Origin of the sequence: Microbacterium sp. NPDC079176 (assembly GCF_040686675.1) — a bacterium.
Classification (GTDB): domain Bacteria; phylum Actinomycetota; class Actinomycetes; order Actinomycetales; family Microbacteriaceae; genus Microbacterium.
Genome location: NZ_JBFBLM010000002.1, coordinates 320,877 through 339,054, shown reverse-complemented (window position 1 = coordinate 339,054; position 18,178 = coordinate 320,877). Strand labels below are relative to the sequence as shown.

Annotated in this window: 16 protein-coding genes and 1 tRNA gene; 12 read left to right on the top strand and 5 right to left on the bottom strand. The window is 67.5% G+C overall.

Annotated elements, in window-relative coordinates:
- Nucleotides 1–3: 3 nt before the first annotated feature.
- Complete coding sequence (locus AB0P11_RS05675; protein ID WP_363520458.1) at nucleotides 4–315, bottom strand: hypothetical protein; 312 nt, start codon at nucleotides 313–315, stop codon at nucleotides 4–6.
- A 143-nt stretch (nucleotides 316–458) separates the two neighbouring features.
- Here AB0P11_RS05675 and AB0P11_RS05670 point away from each other — a divergent pair, with 143 nt between their 5' ends.
- Genes AB0P11_RS05670 through AB0P11_RS05660 form a run of 3 tightly spaced genes read left to right on the top strand, consistent with a single transcriptional unit; the run spans nucleotide 459 to nucleotide 2,868 of the window.
- Nucleotides 459–1,175: a phosphatase PAP2 family protein gene (locus tag AB0P11_RS05670; protein ID WP_363520455.1), complete on the top strand. Its 717-nt coding sequence runs from the start codon at nucleotides 459–461 to the stop codon at nucleotides 1,173–1,175.
- Nucleotides 1,176–1,192: 17 nt separating this feature from the next.
- A complete protein-coding gene (locus AB0P11_RS05665; RefSeq protein WP_363520856.1) occupies nucleotides 1,193–1,861 on the top strand; it encodes a response regulator transcription factor in 669 nt (222 codons plus the stop codon).
- Between the two features lie 35 nt (nucleotides 1,862–1,896).
- Entirely contained in the window at nucleotides 1,897–2,868 is a 972-nt protein-coding gene (locus tag AB0P11_RS05660; RefSeq protein WP_363520452.1) for a HAMP domain-containing sensor histidine kinase, read from the top strand.
- Between the two features lie 170 nt (nucleotides 2,869–3,038).
- Here AB0P11_RS05660 and AB0P11_RS05655 read toward each other — a convergent pair.
- Nucleotides 3,039–3,111, bottom strand: a tRNA-Val gene (locus tag AB0P11_RS05655).
- 153 nt (nucleotides 3,112–3,264) lie between these two features.
- On the opposite strand from AB0P11_RS05655, the gene aceE reads away from it, so the two are divergent.
- From aceE to AB0P11_RS05625, 6 genes are all read left to right on the top strand, one after another.
- Entirely contained in the window at nucleotides 3,265–5,991 is a 2,727-nt protein-coding gene (gene aceE, locus AB0P11_RS05650; RefSeq protein WP_053096386.1) for a pyruvate dehydrogenase (acetyl-transferring), homodimeric type, read from the top strand.
- 31 nt (nucleotides 5,992–6,022) lie between these two features.
- Nucleotides 6,023–7,228: a PucR family transcriptional regulator gene (locus tag AB0P11_RS05645; RefSeq protein ID WP_056278864.1), complete on the top strand. Its 1,206-nt coding sequence runs from the start codon at nucleotides 6,023–6,025 to the stop codon at nucleotides 7,226–7,228.
- A gap of 105 nt (nucleotides 7,229–7,333) precedes the next feature.
- Nucleotides 7,334–8,254 (top strand): ACP S-malonyltransferase, encoded by a 921-nt coding sequence (locus AB0P11_RS05640; protein ID WP_363520448.1) that lies wholly within the window; start codon nucleotides 7,334–7,336, stop codon nucleotides 8,252–8,254.
- Nucleotides 8,251–9,252: a beta-ketoacyl-ACP synthase III gene (locus AB0P11_RS05635; protein WP_072591364.1), complete on the top strand. Its 1,002-nt coding sequence runs from the start codon at nucleotides 8,251–8,253 to the stop codon at nucleotides 9,250–9,252. The genes AB0P11_RS05640 and AB0P11_RS05635 overlap by 4 nt, the downstream gene beginning before the upstream one ends.
- Nucleotides 9,253–9,320: 68 nt before the next feature.
- Nucleotides 9,321–9,569, top strand: a complete 249-nt coding sequence (locus AB0P11_RS05630; protein WP_017202249.1) for an acyl carrier protein — start codon at nucleotides 9,321–9,323, stop codon at nucleotides 9,567–9,569.
- 90 nt (nucleotides 9,570–9,659) lie between these two features.
- Complete coding sequence (locus AB0P11_RS05625; protein WP_053096389.1) at nucleotides 9,660–10,898, top strand: beta-ketoacyl-[acyl-carrier-protein] synthase family protein; 1,239 nt, start codon at nucleotides 9,660–9,662, stop codon at nucleotides 10,896–10,898.
- A gap of 65 nt (nucleotides 10,899–10,963) precedes the next feature.
- Here AB0P11_RS05625 and AB0P11_RS05620 read toward each other — a convergent pair whose 3' ends face one another.
- Entirely contained in the window at nucleotides 10,964–11,620 is a 657-nt protein-coding gene (locus AB0P11_RS05620) for a hypothetical protein (protein ID WP_363520443.1), read from the bottom strand.
- A gap of 95 nt (nucleotides 11,621–11,715) precedes the next feature.
- Here AB0P11_RS05620 and AB0P11_RS05615 point away from each other — a divergent pair, with 95 nt between their 5' ends.
- Complete coding sequence (locus tag AB0P11_RS05615) at nucleotides 11,716–13,119, top strand: PLP-dependent aminotransferase family protein (RefSeq protein WP_320488512.1); 1,404 nt, start codon at nucleotides 11,716–11,718, stop codon at nucleotides 13,117–13,119.
- Between the two features lie 139 nt (nucleotides 13,120–13,258).
- On the opposite strand, the gene AB0P11_RS05610 is transcribed toward AB0P11_RS05615, so the two are convergent.
- Together AB0P11_RS05610 and AB0P11_RS05605 are read right to left on the bottom strand one after the other, a co-directional pair.
- Complete coding sequence (locus AB0P11_RS05610; protein ID WP_053096393.1) at nucleotides 13,259–13,762, bottom strand: DUF3145 domain-containing protein; 504 nt, start codon at nucleotides 13,760–13,762, stop codon at nucleotides 13,259–13,261.
- A gap of 188 nt (nucleotides 13,763–13,950) precedes the next feature.
- Nucleotides 13,951–14,724 (bottom strand): hypothetical protein, encoded by a 774-nt coding sequence (locus AB0P11_RS05605; RefSeq protein WP_053096395.1) that lies wholly within the window; start codon nucleotides 14,722–14,724, stop codon nucleotides 13,951–13,953.
- Nucleotides 14,725–14,900: 176 nt separating this feature from the next.
- Between AB0P11_RS05605 and AB0P11_RS05600 the strand changes: the two genes are divergently transcribed.
- Together AB0P11_RS05600 and AB0P11_RS05595 are read left to right on the top strand one after the other, a co-directional pair.
- Nucleotides 14,901–16,904 (top strand): DUF262 domain-containing protein, encoded by a 2,004-nt coding sequence (locus AB0P11_RS05600; RefSeq protein WP_363520439.1) that lies wholly within the window; start codon nucleotides 14,901–14,903, stop codon nucleotides 16,902–16,904.
- A gap of 1 nt (nucleotide 16,905) precedes the next feature.
- Nucleotides 16,906–18,153: an alpha/beta fold hydrolase gene (locus AB0P11_RS05595; protein WP_363520436.1), complete on the top strand. Its 1,248-nt coding sequence runs from the start codon at nucleotides 16,906–16,908 to the stop codon at nucleotides 18,151–18,153.
- Nucleotides 18,154–18,178: the final 25 nt, after the last annotated feature.

Sequence of the window (18,178 nt, the reverse complement as noted above, 5' to 3'; positions counted from 1 at the left end):
ATATCAGTTCCCAGTGGAAGCATCACCATCGTCGTTGGTCTCGACGTCGGTGTCCGCAGCGCCGGGACCGTCATCATCGGTCTCCGCATCCGTTGCAACGGAGGCGTCATCGTTCGTCTCGGCGTCGGTGTCTGCGCCACCGGGGCCGTCATCGTTGGTCTCCCCGTCGTTGTCAGCCGTCGTGGAGTGGGACGACATCGGGGACGTCGGCGTGGCGGCTTGAGCGGGGAGACTCAATGCGAGTCCGCCGACCGCGATGGCTATCGCCGCCGCTCCGATCCCGCTGCCGATCATGAGCTTCTTCTTCGTGAGCATGGCTTCGTTCCTTTCCAGGCAAGGTGCCCGTCGAACCACACACTCCTCCGCCGCCTGTAAGAAACCACCAAGAAAACCGAGTCATCCGAGGGTGCCGATCATTCTGAGAGATTTCTTAGCACCTGCTGAGGAGAGTGAAGCGCATGACCCCTGTACGACGCCTCCCACCGCTTGCACTCTGGCTCATCGCGGGCGCGATGTTTGCCGCGATCGAAGCCCTCGGCCTCATCGTCAGCGGCAACCCGCCCATCACCAACGCCGAGACAAACGCCGTGATCGCGGTCAACGGCTTCCATGCCCCCGCGCTCGATGCGATCGCCCAATTCATCGACGTCGTCTTCGGGCCACGATTCGCGGTTCTCGTGGCTGTGCTGGCGGTCGTGATCGCGGGCATGGTCGGGCGGTCGTGGTGGACCGCGCTGCGTATGGCTCTCCTGATCGCGATCCCGTGGGCTGCCGCTGACGTCATCAAGGTGATCATCCAGCGGCCTCGACCGGACATGTCGCTGCTCGCGCATCCGATTCTCGTGGAGCCCACCTCTTTCAGCTATCCCAGCGGGCATACGGCGTTCGCGACCGCGCTCGGGATGAGCACGGTGGTGATGCTCGCCGGGTGGCGATATCGGGCAGCGGCGATCGTGGTGGCAGCCGTGGTCGCGCTGACGACGGCGTGGTCGCGGATGTACCTTGGAGCGCACTACCCCTCCGACGTACTCGGGTCGCTACTCCTGGCCTCCGTGTGGAGCATGTGCCTCGGGGCGCTCATGAGGAACAGTCGCCTCTTGCACCCGCGGCGGCGAGAAGAGGTGGCTGCTCGGGCCCGTGTGGTGGATTCTGGAATCACAAGAGGAGATTCGTGACCGCGAAGGGAGCAGCGATGCCGTCAGCCAACCGACCGCGTCTCCTGCTCGTGGAGGACGACCCGCAGCTGGGTCCGCTGATCGCCCGGGTGCTCGACGAGGTGTACGACGTCACCCTGTTCATCGACGGAGCCGACGCCCTCACCAATGCTCAGGAACAGCGATACGACGCGATGATCATCGACCGCCGCCTCCCGACGATCGATGGCATCTCCATCGTCGAGACCCTCCGACAGCGCAACAACGCCACCCCCATGCTCATCCTCACAGCCCTCGGCAGCGTGCACGACAAAGTGCGCGGCCTCGACGCCGGAGCCAACGACTACCTGGTCAAGCCGTTCGAATTCGACGAACTCTTCGCACGGCTGCGCGCGATCCGCCGAGTCTCCAACGGTGAGGGCCCGTTCGTCCGAATCGGCGGATGGGAGTTTTACCCGGAATCCCGGGCGATCTACTCCCCCTACGACGGACGAACCATCCTCACTGACCGGGAGACGACACTGCTGACCCTGCTCGCCGCCCACCCCGACCGGACGTTCAGCCGCGAAGACATCCTCGAATCCGTGTTCTCGCCCACCGACACCCCCGGGACCGTAGACACCTACGTGCACTACCTCCGACGAAAGACCGACATCGACATCGTCACCACCGTCCGCGGACGCGGATATCGGCTGGGGCAACTGTGAGCCGCGACCGCGGAACCGCCAACGCGGATACCCGATTGGTCCGAGTTGCCGCGAGACGGGTCGGAATCTGGATCGCCGTCGCAGTCTCGATTCTCGTCATCGGTGTCTTGATCGCCGCGCTGCTCATCGTGTTCAGTCAGATTCCCCCCGACCATCTGTTCTCACCCGGAGGGCAGGAGACCACGATCGACATCGAAGGCGTTGACATCGTGATCGGGGCGATCATCGTCGGCATTGTCGCGATCATTTTCGCCGGTACCATCGCGCTGATCGCCACTCGTCGAGCGGTCTCACCCCTCATCGATGCGCTCCAACGTCAGCGCCGCTTCGTCGCCGACGCCTCGCACGAACTCCGCACACCGCTCGCCATCCTCGACGCCCGCCTCCAGGTCCTCCAGCGCACATCCGGCCCCAACGACCCGAACGCCGACATCATCACCGAACTGCGCGACGATTCAAGGAACCTCAACGCCGTCGTCACGGACCTCCTCGACTCCATCGACATCACGCCTATCGACGGAGACCTCACAGCCTCAGTCAACGACACCATGGCGTCCGCAGCGTCAGCGATGACCGTAATCGCCCAACAGCACGGCATCAGGATCGTCGCGACAGCCACCTCCCCGCACGTCTCCGTCGAGATCCCCGAAGCCAGCCTTCGACGCAGCCTCATCGCTCTCCTCGACAACGCCGTCAAGCATTCACCGCCCGGCATCGTGGAGCTCGTTGCGCAAGCAGACCGCCGGACCGTAGCTATCACCGTGATCGACCACGGACCCGGCATCCAAGGGATCGACCCGCACCGCATCTTCGACCGCTTCGCCCGCTCCTCAGACGCTGTAGACGGCGGGGGTAACGCCCGTACGGGCTTCGGAATCGGCCTCGCACTCGTACAAGACACCATTACCCGACACGGCGGAAAGATCGCCGTCACCTCGACCTCGCCTGACGGCACCGCCCTGACCCTCACCGTGCGGCGAAGCGTCCAGCACACCGACCGAGGATGAACCACAGAAGCGGGTGTCGGTGATGTGATCCCGCTACGGCGCTCCCGCCGACGCACCAACGGTCGTTACTTAGCGCTCCGAGCGTTGGCGAGATGCTTAGGGGGCCGCCGGGGGGCCGCGCATGGATCGCCGCCTGAAGCCAAGTTCGGCAGATCCCAGTGATTCCTAGGTGGGCCCTGCCGGGATCGAACCGACGACATCCACGGTGTAAACGTGGCGCTCTACCAGCTGAGCTAAAGGCCCTGGTGCGTCCCAGTCTACAGATGACCCGATGCGCGCTGATGTCGTGGAAGAGGGATAGGCTGAGGGCGGCACGCGTTGTGCACAGCCGACAAGGCTGCCCGCGTCGCTTCCCGTTTCATTGGCATGACCTGCCAGCTTGACGAAAGGCTCCCCGTGACTGTGCACGACCAGGATCCGTATTCCCAGGGCCCCCTCGACAGCGATCCGGAAGAGACGGGCGAGTGGCAGCAGTCTCTCGACGAGCTCGTCGACGCGAAGGGCCACGGTCGTGGCCGCGAGATCATGCTCAGCCTGCTCAAGCGCTCGAAGGAGCTGCACCTGGGCGTGCCGATGGTCCCGACCACCGACTACATCAACACGATCGCGCCGGAGAACGAGCCCGAGTTCCCGGGTGACGAAGAGATCGAGCGCCGCTACCGTGCGTGGATCCGCTGGAACGCCGCGATCACCGTGCACCGCGCGCAGCGCCCCGGCATCGGCGTCGGCGGCCACATCTCGACGTACGCATCGTCGGCCGCTCTGTACGAGGTCGGCTTCAACCACTTCTTCAAGGGCGCAGACCACCCCGGTGGCGCCGACCAGATCTTCATCCAGGGCCACGCCTCCCCCGGCACCTACGCGCGCTCGTACCTCGAGGGCCGCCTGAGCGAAGACCAGCTCGACGGCTTCCGCCAGGAGAAGTCGCACGCGCCGCACGGCATCCCGTCGTACCCGCACCCGCGTCTGATGCCGGAGTACTGGCAGTTCCCCACCGTCTCCATGGGACTCGGTCCGATCAACGCCATCTACCAGGCGATGTCGAACAAGTACCTCGAGAACCGCGGCATCAAGGACACCTCGCAGTCGCACGTCTGGGCCTTCCTCGGCGACGGTGAGATGGACGAGGTCGAGAGCCGCGGACAGCTGCAGGTCGCAGCCAACGAGGGGCTCGACAACCTGACGTTCATCGTCAACTGCAACCTCCAGCGTCTCGACGGTCCGGTGCGCGGCAACGGGAAGATCGTCCAGGAGCTCGAGTCGTTCTTCCGCGGCGCGGGCTGGAACGTCATCAAGGTCGTCTGGGGTCGTGAATGGGACGACCTGCTCGCCCGCGACACCGAGGGTGCGCTGCTCAACCTGATGAACGTCACCCCCGACGGCGACTACCAGACCTACAAGGCCGAGTCCGGTGCGTACGTCCGCGAGCACTTCTTCGGCCGCGACGAGCGTGCAGCGGCCCTCGTCAAGGACTACTCCGACGACGACATCTGGAACCTGAAGCGCGGTGGCCACGACTACCGCAAGGTCTACGCCGCGTTCAAGGCCGCGACCGAGCACAAGGGCAAGCCCACCGTCATCCTCGCGAAGACCGTCAAGGGCTACGGCCTCGGTCCGCACTTCGAGGGCCGCAACGCGACCCACCAGATGAAGAAGATGACGCTGGACAACCTCAAGACGTTCCGCGACGCGATGCACATCCCGATCACGGATGCGCAGCTCGAGGAGAACCCCTACCTGCCCCCGTACTACAACCCGGGCCCGCAGGACGAGACGATCCAGTACATGCTCGAGCGTCGCCAGGCTCTCGGCGGTTACCTGCCCGAGCGCCGTTCCACTCACGTGGGACTCTCGCTTCCCGACGACACGGCCTATGCGCTTCCGAAGAAGGGCTCCGGCACGCAGGAGATCGCCACGACCATGGCGTTCGTCCGTCTGCTGAAGGACCTGCTGCGCTCGAAGGACTTCGGGCACCGCATCGTCCCGATCATCCCGGACGAGGCCCGCACGTTCGGCATGGACGCGTACTTCCCCTCGGCGAAGATCTACAACCCGAACGGCCAGCACTACACCTCGGTCGACCGCGAGCTCCTCCTCGCCTACAAGGAGAGCCCTCAGGGACAGATCGTGCACGTCGGCATCAACGAGGCGGGCGCCCTCGCGGCGTTCACCGCGGCCGGGACGTCGTACGCCACGCACGGCGAGCCGCTGATCCCGATCTACCTCTTCTACTCGATGTTCGGCTTCCAGCGCACCGGTGACGCCCAGTGGGCCGCCGGTGATCAGATGGCGCGCGGCTTCATCATGGGGGCGACGGCCGGCCGCACCACCCTCACGGGTGAAGGCCTGCAGCACGCCGACGGCCACTCGCACCTGCTCGCCGCCACCAACCCGGCGACGGTCTCGTACGACCCGGCCTACGGCTATGAGATCGCGCACATCATGCGCTCCGGTCTCGAGCGCATGTACGGCGGCAACCACGAAGACCCGAACGTCATGTACTACATCACGCTCTACAACGAGCCGATGGTGATGCCGGCCGAGCCGGAGAACGTGGACGTCGACGGCATCGTGCGCGGCATCCACCGCATCTCCGTCGGCGAGGGCGAGGGCCCGCGTGCCCAGCTCTTCGCCTCGGGCGTAGGACTCCCCTGGGCTCTCGAAGCACAGGAGCTGTTGAAGAACGACTGGGGCGTGATCGCCGATGTCTGGTCGGTCACCTCGTGGACCGAGCTGCGCCGCGACGGCCTCGCCGCCGACGAGCACAACTTCCTGCACCCCGAAGAAGAGCCCCGCACCGCGTACCTCACGCAGAAGCTGCAGGGTGCCGAGGGTCCCGTCGTCGCCGTGAGCGACTACATGCACGCCGTGCAGGACCAGATCCGTCCCTGGGTCCCGCAGCGTTTTGCGACGCTCGGTGCCGACGGCTTCGGCTTCTCCGACACGCGTGCGGCCGCTCGTCGCTTCTTCAAGATCGACGGTCCGTCGATCGTCGTCCGCACGCTGCAGTCGCTCGCCGAAGACGGGGTCGTCGACCGCTCTCTCGCCGCGCAGGCCATCCAGAAGTACAGCCTGCTCGACGTGAACGCCGGCACCAGCGGCAACGCGGGCGGCGAAAGCTGAGTCATCGGTGACGGGTTCCTCTTCGCGCGGCATGGACAAGTCCGCCACGCTCACCTGGCTGCGCCGGATCTCCGGTGACATCGCCTCGGTGACGATCAAGCGCCTCGAGGACACCCTCCCGTGGTACGCCGACATGCCACCAGCCCGCCGCTCTGCGGTCGGGCTGGTGGCCCAGGCGGGCATCACCTCGTTCATCCAGTGGTACGAGGACCCGACGTCGACGCCGTGGATCGCCGCCGACATCTTCGCGGCGGCACCGCGCGAGCTGCTCCGCAGCGTCAGCCTGCAGCAGACGCTCCAGTTGATCCGCGTCACCGTCGAGGTGACGGAAGAGAGGGTCGCCGGTCGGGGTGCAGATCTCCGCGAGGCGATCCTCCTCTACTCTCGCGACGTGGCCTTCGCCGCGGCCGACGTCTACGCACGCGCGGCTGAGGCCCGCGGCCTCTGGGATGCCAGGCTCGAGGCGCTCGTCGTCGACTCGATCCTGACCGGCGAAGCCGACGAAGAGCTGCCCAGTCGCATCGCCGCTCTGGGCTGGCACGGACACGGCGAGGTCGCGGTGCTGGTGGGCACGACTCCCCCGCAGTTCGATGTCGATCTGGTGCGTCGCACGGCGCGCAAGCTCGCGGTCGATGTGCTGATCGGCGTGCAGGGCTCGCGCCTCGTTCTCGTCATCGGGCGGGCACGCGTCGCCGGCCAGGAGCTCGCGGAGGGCGAAGAGGAGGAACTCGGCTTCGAAGAGATCGCGACGCGCCTCGAGCCCTCCTTCGGTCCGGGCTACGTCGTGCTCGGCCCCGCGGTCGCCGCGCTCGTCGACGCGAGCCAGAGCGCCCGAGCCGCCCTCGCCGGGTTCGCCGTGGCGCGGGCGTGGCGGAGCGCTCCGCGGCCCGTCGACGCCGACGACCTGCTTCCCGAGCGTGCCCTCGCCGGTGATCCGCTCGCCAAGCAGACGCTGATCGAGCGCATCTACCGACCGCTGCAGGCGCATTCGACCGACCTGGTGACGACGCTGTGGAGCTACCTCGACAACGGTCGCTCGCTCGAGGCGACCGCCCGCGAGCTGTTCGTGCACCCGAACACCGTGCGCTATCGCCTGAAGCGCGTCAGCGAGGTCATCGGTTGGGACGCCACGGGCCCACGTGAGGCTCTGATCCTGCAGACGGCGCTCATCCTCGGTTCGATCGGCGCCGCCGAGCAGGTGCGACGTCGCCCTCCGCTGCGGCGTCCCTCACGCTGATCGCCGCACCAGACGCCCTTCAGCTGTACGCCACACACAAGGGTTCTTCGGAATCTTGTGATGGATCATCCACCACTTCTGTCAGATCGTTGGCAGACTGGGGTGGTGATTGTCGTCGTATGCCCTGGACAGGGCTCGCAGACCCCCGGTTTCCTCTCCCCCTGGCTCGAGCTGGACGGCGTGACGGAGACTCTCGCCTCGTACTCCGAGGCCTCCGAGGTCGACCTCCGGCAGCACGGAACGGTGTCGGATGCTGACACGATCCGCGACACGCGCATCGCCCAGCCGTTGATCGTCGCCGCGTCCCTCATCGCCGCCGCCGCACTCACCGCTCGCGCGGGACGCCGAGCAGACGGCGTCGCCGGACACTCCGTCGGCGAGATCGCCGCACTCGTCGGCAGCGGAGTGATCGATGCCGAGACCGGCATGCGCATCGTCGGCATCCGCGGCCGCGCGATGGCCGATGCCGCCGCCCAGACTCCGACCGGCATGAGCGCCGTGCTCGGCGGAGACGAGGAGGCCATCCTCACCCGTCTGAGCGAGCTCGGCCTCTCCCCCGCCAACTACAACGGCGGCGGCCAGCTCGTCGTGGCCGGTGAGCTCGCCGGGCTCGACGCTCTCGCCACCGAGCCCGTCAAGGGCACCCGCGTCATCCCTCTGCAGGTGGCGGGCGCGTTCCACACCTCGTTCATGGGGTCGGCCGTCGCCGCGCTGCGTGACGCCGTGTCGACCGTGACTCCCGCAGATCCCGACATCACACTGTGGACCAACCGCGACGGCTCGGTCGTCAGTGACGGTTCGCAGGCGTTGACCTATCTCGTCGACCAGGTCTCCTCGCCAGTGCGCTGGGACCTGTGCATGGCCTCGTTCGCCGACCAGGGCATCACCGGCCTGATCGAGCTCGCCCCGGCGGGCGCGCTGACCGGTCTCGCCAAGCGCGGCCTGCGCGGCGTGCCGACCGTCGCCGTGAAGACCCCCGATGATCTCGATGCGGCCGTCGCGCTGCTGAACGGAGAAGCCGCATGAGCCCCACCCTGAACCAGATCACCGGTCCCGCCTACACCCGCATCTACTCCTTCGGCGCTGCCCGGGGCGAGAACGCCGTGCCGAACGAGGACCTCATCGGACCGATCGACTCGAGCGACGAGTGGATCCGCCAGCGGACCGGCATCGTCACGCGTGTCCGCGCGGACAAGGGCACGGACGCGATCGATCTCGCCGCGATCGCCGGCGCTGAGGCCATCGAGAAGTCGGGCATCCCCGCTGACCAGGTCGACCTCGTGATCGTCGCCACCATCAGCAACCCCAAGCAGTCGCCGTCGGTGTCCGCGATCGTCGCCGACCGGGTCGGTGCGAACCCCGCCGCGGCCTACGACGTGAACGCCGCCTGTGCCGGCTATGCCTACGCGATCACCCAGGCGGACGCGCTGATCAGGTCCGGCGCCGCCCGCTACGCGCTCGTGATCGGAACCGAGAAGCTGTCCGACGTCGTCGATCCGACCGACCGCAGCATCTCGTTCCTGCTGGGCGACGGTGCCGGAGCCGCGCTCATCGGCCCGAGCGACACGCCGGGCATCGCGCCCGCAGTGTGGGGATCGGACGGGTCGAAGGCCGACGCTGTCGGCATGAATGCGACGCTCACCGAGTTCCGCGACGGCGAGGTGCCGTGGCCCACCCTTCGTCAGGAGGGCCAGACGGTCTTCCGCTGGGCGGTCTGGGAGATGGCGAAGGTCGCGCGCGAGGCGCTCGACCGGGCCGGCGTCGAGCCGACGGACATCGCCGCGTTCATCCCGCACCAGGCGAACATGCGCATCATCGACGAGTTCGCGAAGCAGCTCAAGCTTCCGGAGAGCACCGTGATCGCCCGCGACATCGAGACCACCGGCAACACGTCGGCGGCCTCCATCCCGCTCGCGAGTCACCGTCTGATGGCCGAGCACCCCGAGCTCTCGGGCGGCCTCGCACTGCAGATCGGCTTCGGCGCGGGTCTCGTGTTCGCCGCTCAGGTCGTCGTCCTTCCCTGACAACGCGCCGACTTTCCCTAGACTGTTCCACGGTTCCGAATACAACCCGTAAGAAAGAGGAAGACCACATGGCTTTCACCAACGATGAGGTCCTCGCTGGCCTCGCAGAGCTGATCACCGACGAGACCGGCATCAACGCCTCCGAGGTCGCCCTCGAGAAGTCGTTCACCGACGACCTCGACATCGACTCGATCTCGATGATGACGATCGTCGTCAACGCCGAGGAGAAGTTCGGCGTCACCATCCCCGACGACGAGGTCAAGAACCTCAAGACCGTCGGCGACGCCGTCAACTTCATCGTCGCAGGCCAGGAGTAATCCACGCAGGATGCCACCCCCGCATCTGCGGGGCGTGGCATCCTCCGCCTTGCCCGCCCTCTGCTCGACCCGCCTGACAAGGAACCACACATGACCAAGCGCATCGTCGTCACCGGCATCGGCGCCACGTCCGCCATCGGCGGGACAGCTCCCGAGAACTGGACGAACCTGCTCGCAGGCCAGTCCGGCACCCGCACTCTCGAGCACGACTGGGTGCAGCAGTACGAACTCCCCGTGACCTTCGCCGCTGAGGCGATCGTCCGCCCCGAAGAGGTCCTTCCCCGCCACGAGGCGAAGCGTCTCGACCCGTCGTCGCAGTTCGCGCTCATCGCGGCGCGCGAGGCCTGGGCGGATGCCGGCTCGCCCGAGGTCGCACCCGAGCGCCTCGGTGTCGACTTCGCCACCGGCATCGGCGGCCTCTGGACCCTCCTCGACGCCTGGGACACCCTGCGCGAGAAGGGACCGCGCCGGGTGATGCCCCTGACCGTTCCGATGCTGATGCCGAACGCCGCTGCCGGCAACCTGTCGCTGCAGTTCCAGGCTCGCGCCTACGCGCAGACCGTCGTGAGTGCCTGCGCATCGAGCACCGAGTCGATCATCCACGCCTTCCACCACCTGCAGGACGGTCTCGCCGACGTCGTGATCGCGGGTGGCACCGAATCCGCCATCCACCCGATCACGATGGCGTCCTTCGCCTCGGCTCAGGCCCTGTCGCGGCGCAATGACGACCCGGCGACCGCCTCGCGCCCCGGCGCGATCGACCGTGACGGCTTCGTGATGGGAGAGGGCGCTGCGGCGCTGATCCTCGAGACCGAGGAGCACGCCCGGGCGCGCGGCGCCAAGATCTACGGCTACGTGCTCGGCGGTGGCGTCACGGCAGACGCCTATCACATCACGGGCAATGACCCCGAGGGCAACGGTGCGGCCCGCGCCGTCACCCAGGCTCTCGACGAGGCCGGCATCAGCGCCGACCAGGTGGCCCACATCAACGCCCACGCGACGTCGACCCCGGTCGGCGACCCCAACGAGTACGTCGCACTCAAGAAGGTCTTCGGCGACCGGATCGATGAGATCCCCGTGTCGGCCACGAAGGCGTCGACGGGGCACCTGCTCGGCGGCACCGGAGCCCTCGAGGCGATCTTCTCGCTGCTCGCCCTGCGGGACCGCGTCGCTCCGCCGACCATCAACATGACCGAGCCCGACCCGGCTGTGCCGTTCAAGCTCTCAGGTGAACCGCAGCCCCTCGGCGACGGTCAGCTCTACGCGATCAGCAACTCGTTCGGCTTCGGCGGGCACAACGCCGTTGCCGTGTTCGCAAGCGCCGACTGACTGAGGTGGAAGAGAGAACGGCCCCCGGGTGATCCCGGGGGCCGTTGTCGTCGACAGCGGTGGGACTACGCGCGGGCGAGCTGTCGTGAGCGAGCCGCCCGCACCCTCGTCGTCCAGGGCAGGAACCACCCGATCAGCGGCCCCACTCCGAACGCGAAGAGCACGGTTCCCACACCCACAGGTCCGCCGAGCAGGAACCCGATCAGCAGCACGCTGCCCTCGATCAGAGTGCGGACGAGCCAGACCGGCCAGCCCGTTCGCCCGACGAGACCCGTCATGAGGCCGTCGCGCGGGCCGGGACCGAAGTCCGCGGCGATGTAGAGCCCGGTGGCGAACGCGAGGAGCAGCAGCCCCGCCACGAACATCGGGGCACCCACCCACACCGACGGGGGCACGGGGAGGAGGGAGAGTGCGAGATCTGCACTCGGTCCGACGAGCAGTGCATTGAGCAGCGTGCCGAGACCGACGCGCTGCCGCAGGGGGATCCACAGGAGCAGCACCAGCACGGAGACGAGCACCGTCACCACCCCGTAGCCGATGCCTGCGTTTCCGGCGATGCCGAGAGCGAGGACATCCCAGGGCGCGACACCGATGCCTCCGCGCACCATCAGACCGAGTGCCACACCGTAGAGGAACAGCCCGACGAGCAACTGGACGATGCGCTCGACGACGTCACGACGACTGGTGGCTGCGATGGGGAGGAAGACGGAACGGAGCTGCATCCCTCCATCGTGCACCCGCCGCGGATGCGCGCCAGACGTCCACTCGACGAGAAGTGGCCTGCTTTCCTCAGGCCACTTTGCGGCATGCTGGACAGATGACCTCACGACTCGTCCAGCAGCTCGGCGCACAGAACGTCGCCGGCGGTACAGCGAAGGCCCTGGCCGAACAGATCCGTGCGCTGATCCTCGACGGTCGACTGACGGTGGGCGAGCGTCTGCCGTCCGAGCGAGCGCTCGCCCTCGAGCTGCGACGGTCCCGCTCCACCACGACCCGCGTGTACGGGCTCCTCGAGGTCGACGGCTACGTCTCGCGTCGGCACGGAGGCAGCACCCGTGTCACACTTCCGCACACCGCAGCACGTGTCGGTCCTGTGGCTGACGCCTCGGCGATCGATCTGTCGATCGCCTCGATGGATTCGACGCCGGGGCTGTACGACGCGACGGTACGATCGCTCCCCCGTCTGGCCGCGCTGCGCGGCACGAGCGGATACTCGCTGCAGGGCCTCCCCGAGCTGCGTGACGCAGTCGCCGAGCGCTTCACGCAGCGGGGGCTCCCGACGGATGCCGACGAGATCATGATCACGTCCGGCGCTCTCCACGCGTTCAACCTGGTGCTCGCGACGATCGGCCGACGCGGAGAGCGTGCACTCGTCGAGCAGCCGACCTTCCCGCACGCTCTCGAGGCGCTCCACCGCCATGGCTACCGACTGGTGCCGACTCCGGTGGATGTCACCGGGTGGGATGAGCGCCACATCGCCGACACGCTTCTTCGCAGTCGCCCCCACCTGGCGTATCTGATCCCCGACTTCCACAATCCCACCGGCGCGACGCTGCCCGACACGGCCCGGTCACGCATAGCGGCGACGGCGCAGAGCGTCGGGACGCATCTCGTCGTCGACGAGACGACCGCGGAGCTCGACATCGATCGAGGCTGGACTCCACGTCCTCTCGCGGCGTTCGGCCCGCGCGTCATCACCGTCGGCTCGATGTCGAAGATCGCCTGGGGCGGCATGCGCATCGGCTGGATCCGTGCCGACCGCGCGATGATCACCCGCCTGCTCGCCGTCCGCCCCTCGTTCGAGCTCGGCACGGCGCTGCTCGAGCAGTGCATCGCCGTCGAGCTGCTGCGCGAGATGCCCGCTCTCACCGCGCACGTCGCGTCACGCCTGCACGCGGGTCGGGATGCCGTGGCGGCGGGACTCGAATCGATCGAGAGCCTCTCGATGCCTCAGACGAACGGCGGACTGTCCGCCTGGCTCGATCTCGGCGCTCCCGTCTCGACGGAGTTGTCGCTGGCCGCACGTGATCACGGACTGATCCTCCCGCCCGGACCTCGCTTCTCCACGGGTGGCGTGCTCGAGCGGCGCCTGCGCATCCCGATCACGCTGCCCCCGGAGCGCACCGCCGAGGCGATGCAGCGACTGCGGCTCGCGTGGGACGACGTGATGTCCGGCGGAACCACCGCCCGCACCGACATGGCCCGGTCAGCCGTCATCTGACGGACGAGGACCCCGTCCCTGTTGTCCAGGGGCGGGGTCCTCGTCATGTATGGAAAGGGAATTCGCCTTCTCAGCGTCCGGGATCGCTCACCGGCATCCGATACTCGCGCCTTCCCCTTCCAGGTCTGTGGGCGGCTGCCTAGCCGACCTTGTGCAGCCACACGACACGCGCGTCATCGCTCGCATGGCGGAACGGCTCCAGCTCCTCGTCCCAGGCCGAGCCGAGTGCGATGTCGAGTTCACGCTGCAGCTCGGTCGCGCTCCCGGCCGCGATCTCCATCGCGTAGCGGATGCGGTCCTCGCCGATGACGATGTTGCCGGCCGCATCCGTCTGGGCGTAGTGGATCCCGAGGTCGGGAGTGTGCAGCCAGCGCCCGCCGTCACTGCGAGGAGTCGGATCCTCGGTCACCTCGAAGCGGAGATGCTCCCAGCCGCGGATCGCGGTCGCGAGAGCAGCACCCGTGCCGACCGGACCATCCCAGTAGAACTCGGCGCGGCGTGCGCCGTCGAGCACGGGCTGGTCGCTCCAGTCGAAGTTCACCGCACGACCGATGGCGCGTCCTACCGCCCATTCCAGGTGCGGGCAGAGCGCGCGAGGTGCAGAGTGGATGAACACCACTCCGCGTGCGTAAGCCGTCGCCATGATCTCTCCGTTTCATCAGGTGCGTCTTCCCCAACGACCTGAAACACCGAGAACTGGCGTGAATATGCGGTTATGGGGCTATTCTCGCCCAGACCAGGCGAAATCACAAGCATGTGATTCCACGAAGAAGGCCCCGGTCACGAGGACCGGGGCCTTCGGACCGTCGCCGGTCCTGATTCGGATGAGGCTCAGGCCTCGCTCATGGCCTGCTTGACCTGCTGCCCCTTGGCGGCGTAGTACGCGGCACGGGCGGCGTCACGGCGAGCCTGCTCGGCGTACCCGGCCTCGAGGACCTCCTGCGGGACCTCGACGTTCGGCACGTCCTGGGTGCCGTGGTACTTCTCGATGTAGGCGTCGAGCTCAGGGCCGGACGTCCACGACGTGATGAGGCAGTAGCGGGGCTCGGTGCCCACGTGCGTCGCGGCGTGCCACAGACGCTGCGTGTCGACGATGAGCTGTGCACCGGCGGGCAGGGCGATGCGGTACTCGATGCTCGGGTCCGTGCGGTTCTCGCGCAGGACGAAGAAGCTGTCCTTGTCGTCGCTGAGGTTGAAGAATCCGCGCACGACCCATCCGGTGCCGTCGGGGTTCAGACGGTTGTTGTCGTCCTGGTGGAGGTTGTACAGGCACTCGCCGTACGGGGTCGGCTGCAGCTCGATGACGCGGCAGCGACCGACGTTCGCGCCGGGCTCCTGTGCACGACGCGTGAGGTTCGGAGCCTTCGCCGTCTGCGAGTCGATCCAGACGCCGTCCTTGTCGGTGCGCGGCGGCTTGTGGTTCCAGAAGCCGTTGCACTCGATCTCGCCCTTGGCGCTGGCGAGCGGCGCGAAGCGGGTGTCGCCCGACGACTTCCAGTCGTTGTACTCGATGTCGAGCCACTCCTTGGGGTCGAGCTCCTGGTCGTAGCTGTCGAGCACGACGAAGCCCTTGTCTTCGAGCGCCTTCGATTTGATGTATCCCATGATCTAGGTCATGTCCCTTCATCGGGGGCCAGCACGTTTTAACAGGCCCTGATAAGGCAAGCCTAACAGGGCACCTCTGGAGCGCCGCCGAGGGCCGCCGTGAATAAGCGAATAGACTGAATCGGGCGCCTGGCGACTCCTCGGCGCCGGGCGTTACGGGAGGACGAGACACCAGCATGAGCACTGCGACCAACGTCGAGGCGACAGCTGTCAACACGATCGAGTGGCTCGCAGAGGACTCCACGACCATCGTCGTGCCGGTGTACCAGCGCCAGTACCGGTGGGACATCGGCGGGTGCGAGCAGCTTCTCTCGGACGTCCGTGCGGTCGCCCGCGAGGACTCATCCCACCGCCACTTCATCGGGTCGATCCTGTCGGCTTCCGACGACAGCGATGCCGACACCGACCTCGTCCTGATCGACGGGCAGCAGCGCATCACCACGCTGATGCTGCTGGTCGCGGCCCTTCGGCATGCGGTCCAGGACTCCGACCCCCGGCTCGCCGCCGATCTCGACCGCGTGCTCGTGCGCCCCGACGACCCCACCCGCACGAAGCTGCGTCCGCACGACGCGTGGGCCGAGCTCTACGAATCCGTGGTGCTCGAACGCGACGGTCACGCCGACCGCGAGTCGCGGTTCGATGACAACTACGCGTTCTTCCGCAGCCAGGTGCACGCCGATGAAGCCCCGCTCATCTGGGCGGGCCTGCAGAAGCTCGAGCACGTGTCGATCACGCTCGGTGCCGACGCGAACGCCCAGCAGATCTTCGCAAGCCTGAACTCGACGGGCGAGCCGCTGCGCGACCACGAGCTCATCCACAACTACATGCTCATGGGCCTGACCCACACGGAGCAGCTCGACGTCGAGGAGCGGTTCTGGCTTCCGATCGAACGGCACACCGGAGAGGCGATCGGAGCCTTCTGGCGGCACTATCTGGTGATGACGACGGGACGGGAGGTCGCCGCCAACGGCGAGCACGGCGTCTACAGCGCGTTCCGGCAGTCGTTCCCTCGCGTCGACCTGGACCATCTGCAGGCGGATGCCGAGGTCTGGCGCCACTACGCCGAGATCTACGGCATCCTGCTCGATCCTTCGCGCGAGCAGGACCCGGAGATCGCCCGGCAATTGCGCTACGTCAACACCTTCGGCCGGGCGTCCTACCCTCTCGTCCTCAGCGTCTACAGCGAGCACGCCCGAGGTCTGATCGAGCGGGATGAGCTCGTCGAGACTCTCGAGTGGATCCAGGCGATGTACCTGCGGCGGACGCTCGTCAATCTTCCGAACGAGCGCCTGGTCGCCCGTCTCTGCCGCGCACGTGCGCATGGGCGCGACGCCCTGGCTCGCGCCTTCGCCCGCATCACCCCGTCTGACGAACGGGTGAGTGCGGTGGTGAAGTACAGCGAGCTCGCGCACCCGGCATACGTGCTGGGCCGCATCGAGGGAGTCGATGACCCGATCGACTTCGATGTCGAGCACATCGTGCCCACGGTGCCCAGCGACAGCTGGTCCGGCGACGGCGTGCGCCAGTGGATCGAGTACTCGGACGACGAACGCAACGCGCATCGTGCTCTCGCACCCACGCTCGGCAACCTCACGCTTCTCGAGCAGCGTCTTTCGGAGCGGGTCTTCGGAGAGTCCTATTCCGTCAAGCGCGACTCCGCGTACGCCCGCAGCACGATCGCCGAGACGAAGGCGCTCGCGGCCACCGACACCTGGGGCACCGCGGCCATCTCGCAGCGCACGATCCGCCTGACCGCCGACCTGCTGCGGATCTGGGCCCGCCCCGCACTGCCGGAGATCGATGACGACGGCCTCACTCCCATCCTCGATGCCGTCCGCCGCCGTGGGTGGCCCGCCGGGTGGGAACGCGAGTTCGAGTACGTCGAATACCGCGGAGAGCGCTGGGAGGTCTTCGACGTCAAGCACCTCTTCAACCGCGTCTTCCGCCGCGCCTGGACCGACACCCGCGCGGCCGCCGTGTCGTACTGCGCCGCTCACGGCGGTCCGATCTACGACACCATGGCCTGGAAGGGTCAGTGGGACCAGCTGGACGAGGCGCACCACCTCTACATGGGGTGGGATTCGAACTACATGATGAACGCAGTGCAGGGCGTGCTCCACGAGGCCGACATCGCCTCGGAGGTCTTCGTCAAGTACTCCTACATCGGGAATGTGATGTGACATGACCACCACCATCCACCGCCTCTTCGACCTCACGATCGAGGAGCACACGCTGACCGTGCCGCTCGTCTGGGGCGACGCCGCAGACACCCGCACGATCGACATCTTCGCCCGCGTCGTCACCCGCGAGGGAGGCGAGCGACTCCCCTTCCTCGTCTACCTGCAGGGCGGCCCCGGTCACGAAGCGCCGCGACCCTTCCACGCCTCATCCTCCCCCGCCTGGCTCGACGAGGCCCTCGCGCACTACCGCGTCGTGATGCTCGACCAGCGCGGCACCGGCCTGTCCACGCCCGTGGGCGACGGCGACCTCGCACGAGGCTCCGAGGCAGTGGCCGAGTACCTGACCCATCTCCGCGCGGACTCGATCGTCCGGGACTGCGAGGCGATGCGCGAGCACCTCAGCGCTGAGACGTGGAGCGTGCTCGGCCAGTCGTTCGGCGGGTTCACGACCTTGGCCTATCTCTCCACCGATGCGGACTCGCTGGCGGACGTCTTCATCACGGGCGGCCTGAGCGCCGTCGATCGTCATCCTGACGAGGTGTACGCGCTCTGCTATGACAAGATGCGCGCGGCCTCCGAGCAGTACTACCGGCGATTCCCGCAGCATCGCGACGTCATGCGGGGTCTGGTCGACCGGGCAGCGGCCGGCGACATCGTGCTCCCCGACGGCGAGGTGGTCTCGCCGTCTCGACTGCGCTCTGTGGGTTCGGCGCTCGGCACGAACGAGGGCTGGCAGACCCTGTGGTCGCTCCTGGAGCGAGATGCCGCATCGAACGCGTTCCGCCACGACCTCATGCACGCGCTGCCCTACAGCGGGCGCAACCCGCTCTACTTCGTCTTCCACGAGTCGAGCTACGCCAGCGGACACGCGACCCGCTGGTCCGCCGAGCGCACGGAGCCCCAGGACTTCCGGGACGACCTCACGCTGTTCACCGGAGAGCACATCCGCCGCGACTGGACCGAGACCGTGCCGGCCTTCCGGCCGTGGCGCGATGTGACGCTCGCGCTCGCCGAGTTCGAGTGGCCGCGCATCTACGACGAGGTCGCGATCGCCACCTCGGGTGCGACGGGCGCGGCCGCCGTGTACGTGAACGACGTCTACGTGCCGCTGGAGTACTCCCTCGAGACCGCGCGCCTGCTGCCGGGCGTGAAGCTCTGGGTGACGAGCGAACACGAGCACAACGGCCTGCGGTCGGGTCCCGTGCTGACGCATCTCATCGATCTCGCCCAGGGCCGACGCATCCGCTGAGGATCCTCCTGCAGACGGATGCCGA

Excerpts from the sequence above, each read along its gene's own strand:
- AB0P11_RS05675 (WP_363520458.1), bottom strand. The coding sequence starts at position 315 with ATGCTCACGAAGAAGAAGCTCATGATCGGCAGCGGGATCGGAGCGGCG.
- AB0P11_RS05670 (WP_363520455.1), top strand. The coding sequence starts at position 459 with ATGACCCCTGTACGACGCCTCCCACCGCTTGCACTCTGGCTCATCGCG.
- AB0P11_RS05665 (WP_363520856.1), top strand. The coding sequence starts at position 1,193 with ATGCCGTCAGCCAACCGACCGCGTCTCCTGCTCGTGGAGGACGACCCG.
- AB0P11_RS05645 (WP_056278864.1), top strand. The coding sequence starts at position 6,023 with ATGGACAAGTCCGCCACGCTCACCTGGCTGCGCCGGATCTCCGGTGAC.
- AB0P11_RS05635 (WP_072591364.1), top strand. The coding sequence starts at position 8,251 with ATGAGCCCCACCCTGAACCAGATCACCGGTCCCGCCTACACCCGCATC.
- AB0P11_RS05630 (WP_017202249.1), top strand. The coding sequence starts at position 9,321 with ATGGCTTTCACCAACGATGAGGTCCTCGCTGGCCTCGCAGAGCTGATC.
- AB0P11_RS05625 (WP_053096389.1), top strand. The coding sequence starts at position 9,660 with ATGACCAAGCGCATCGTCGTCACCGGCATCGGCGCCACGTCCGCCATC.
- AB0P11_RS05620 (WP_363520443.1), bottom strand. The coding sequence starts at position 11,620 with ATGCAGCTCCGTTCCGTCTTCCTCCCCATCGCAGCCACCAGTCGTCGT.
- AB0P11_RS05615 (WP_320488512.1), top strand. The coding sequence starts at position 11,716 with ATGACCTCACGACTCGTCCAGCAGCTCGGCGCACAGAACGTCGCCGGC.
- AB0P11_RS05610 (WP_053096393.1), bottom strand. The coding sequence starts at position 13,762 with ATGGCGACGGCTTACGCACGCGGAGTGGTGTTCATCCACTCTGCACCT.
- AB0P11_RS05605 (WP_053096395.1), bottom strand. The coding sequence starts at position 14,724 with ATGGGATACATCAAATCGAAGGCGCTCGAAGACAAGGGCTTCGTCGTG.
- AB0P11_RS05600 (WP_363520439.1), top strand. The coding sequence starts at position 14,901 with ATGAGCACTGCGACCAACGTCGAGGCGACAGCTGTCAACACGATCGAG.
- AB0P11_RS05595 (WP_363520436.1), top strand. The coding sequence starts at position 16,906 with ATGACCACCACCATCCACCGCCTCTTCGACCTCACGATCGAGGAGCAC.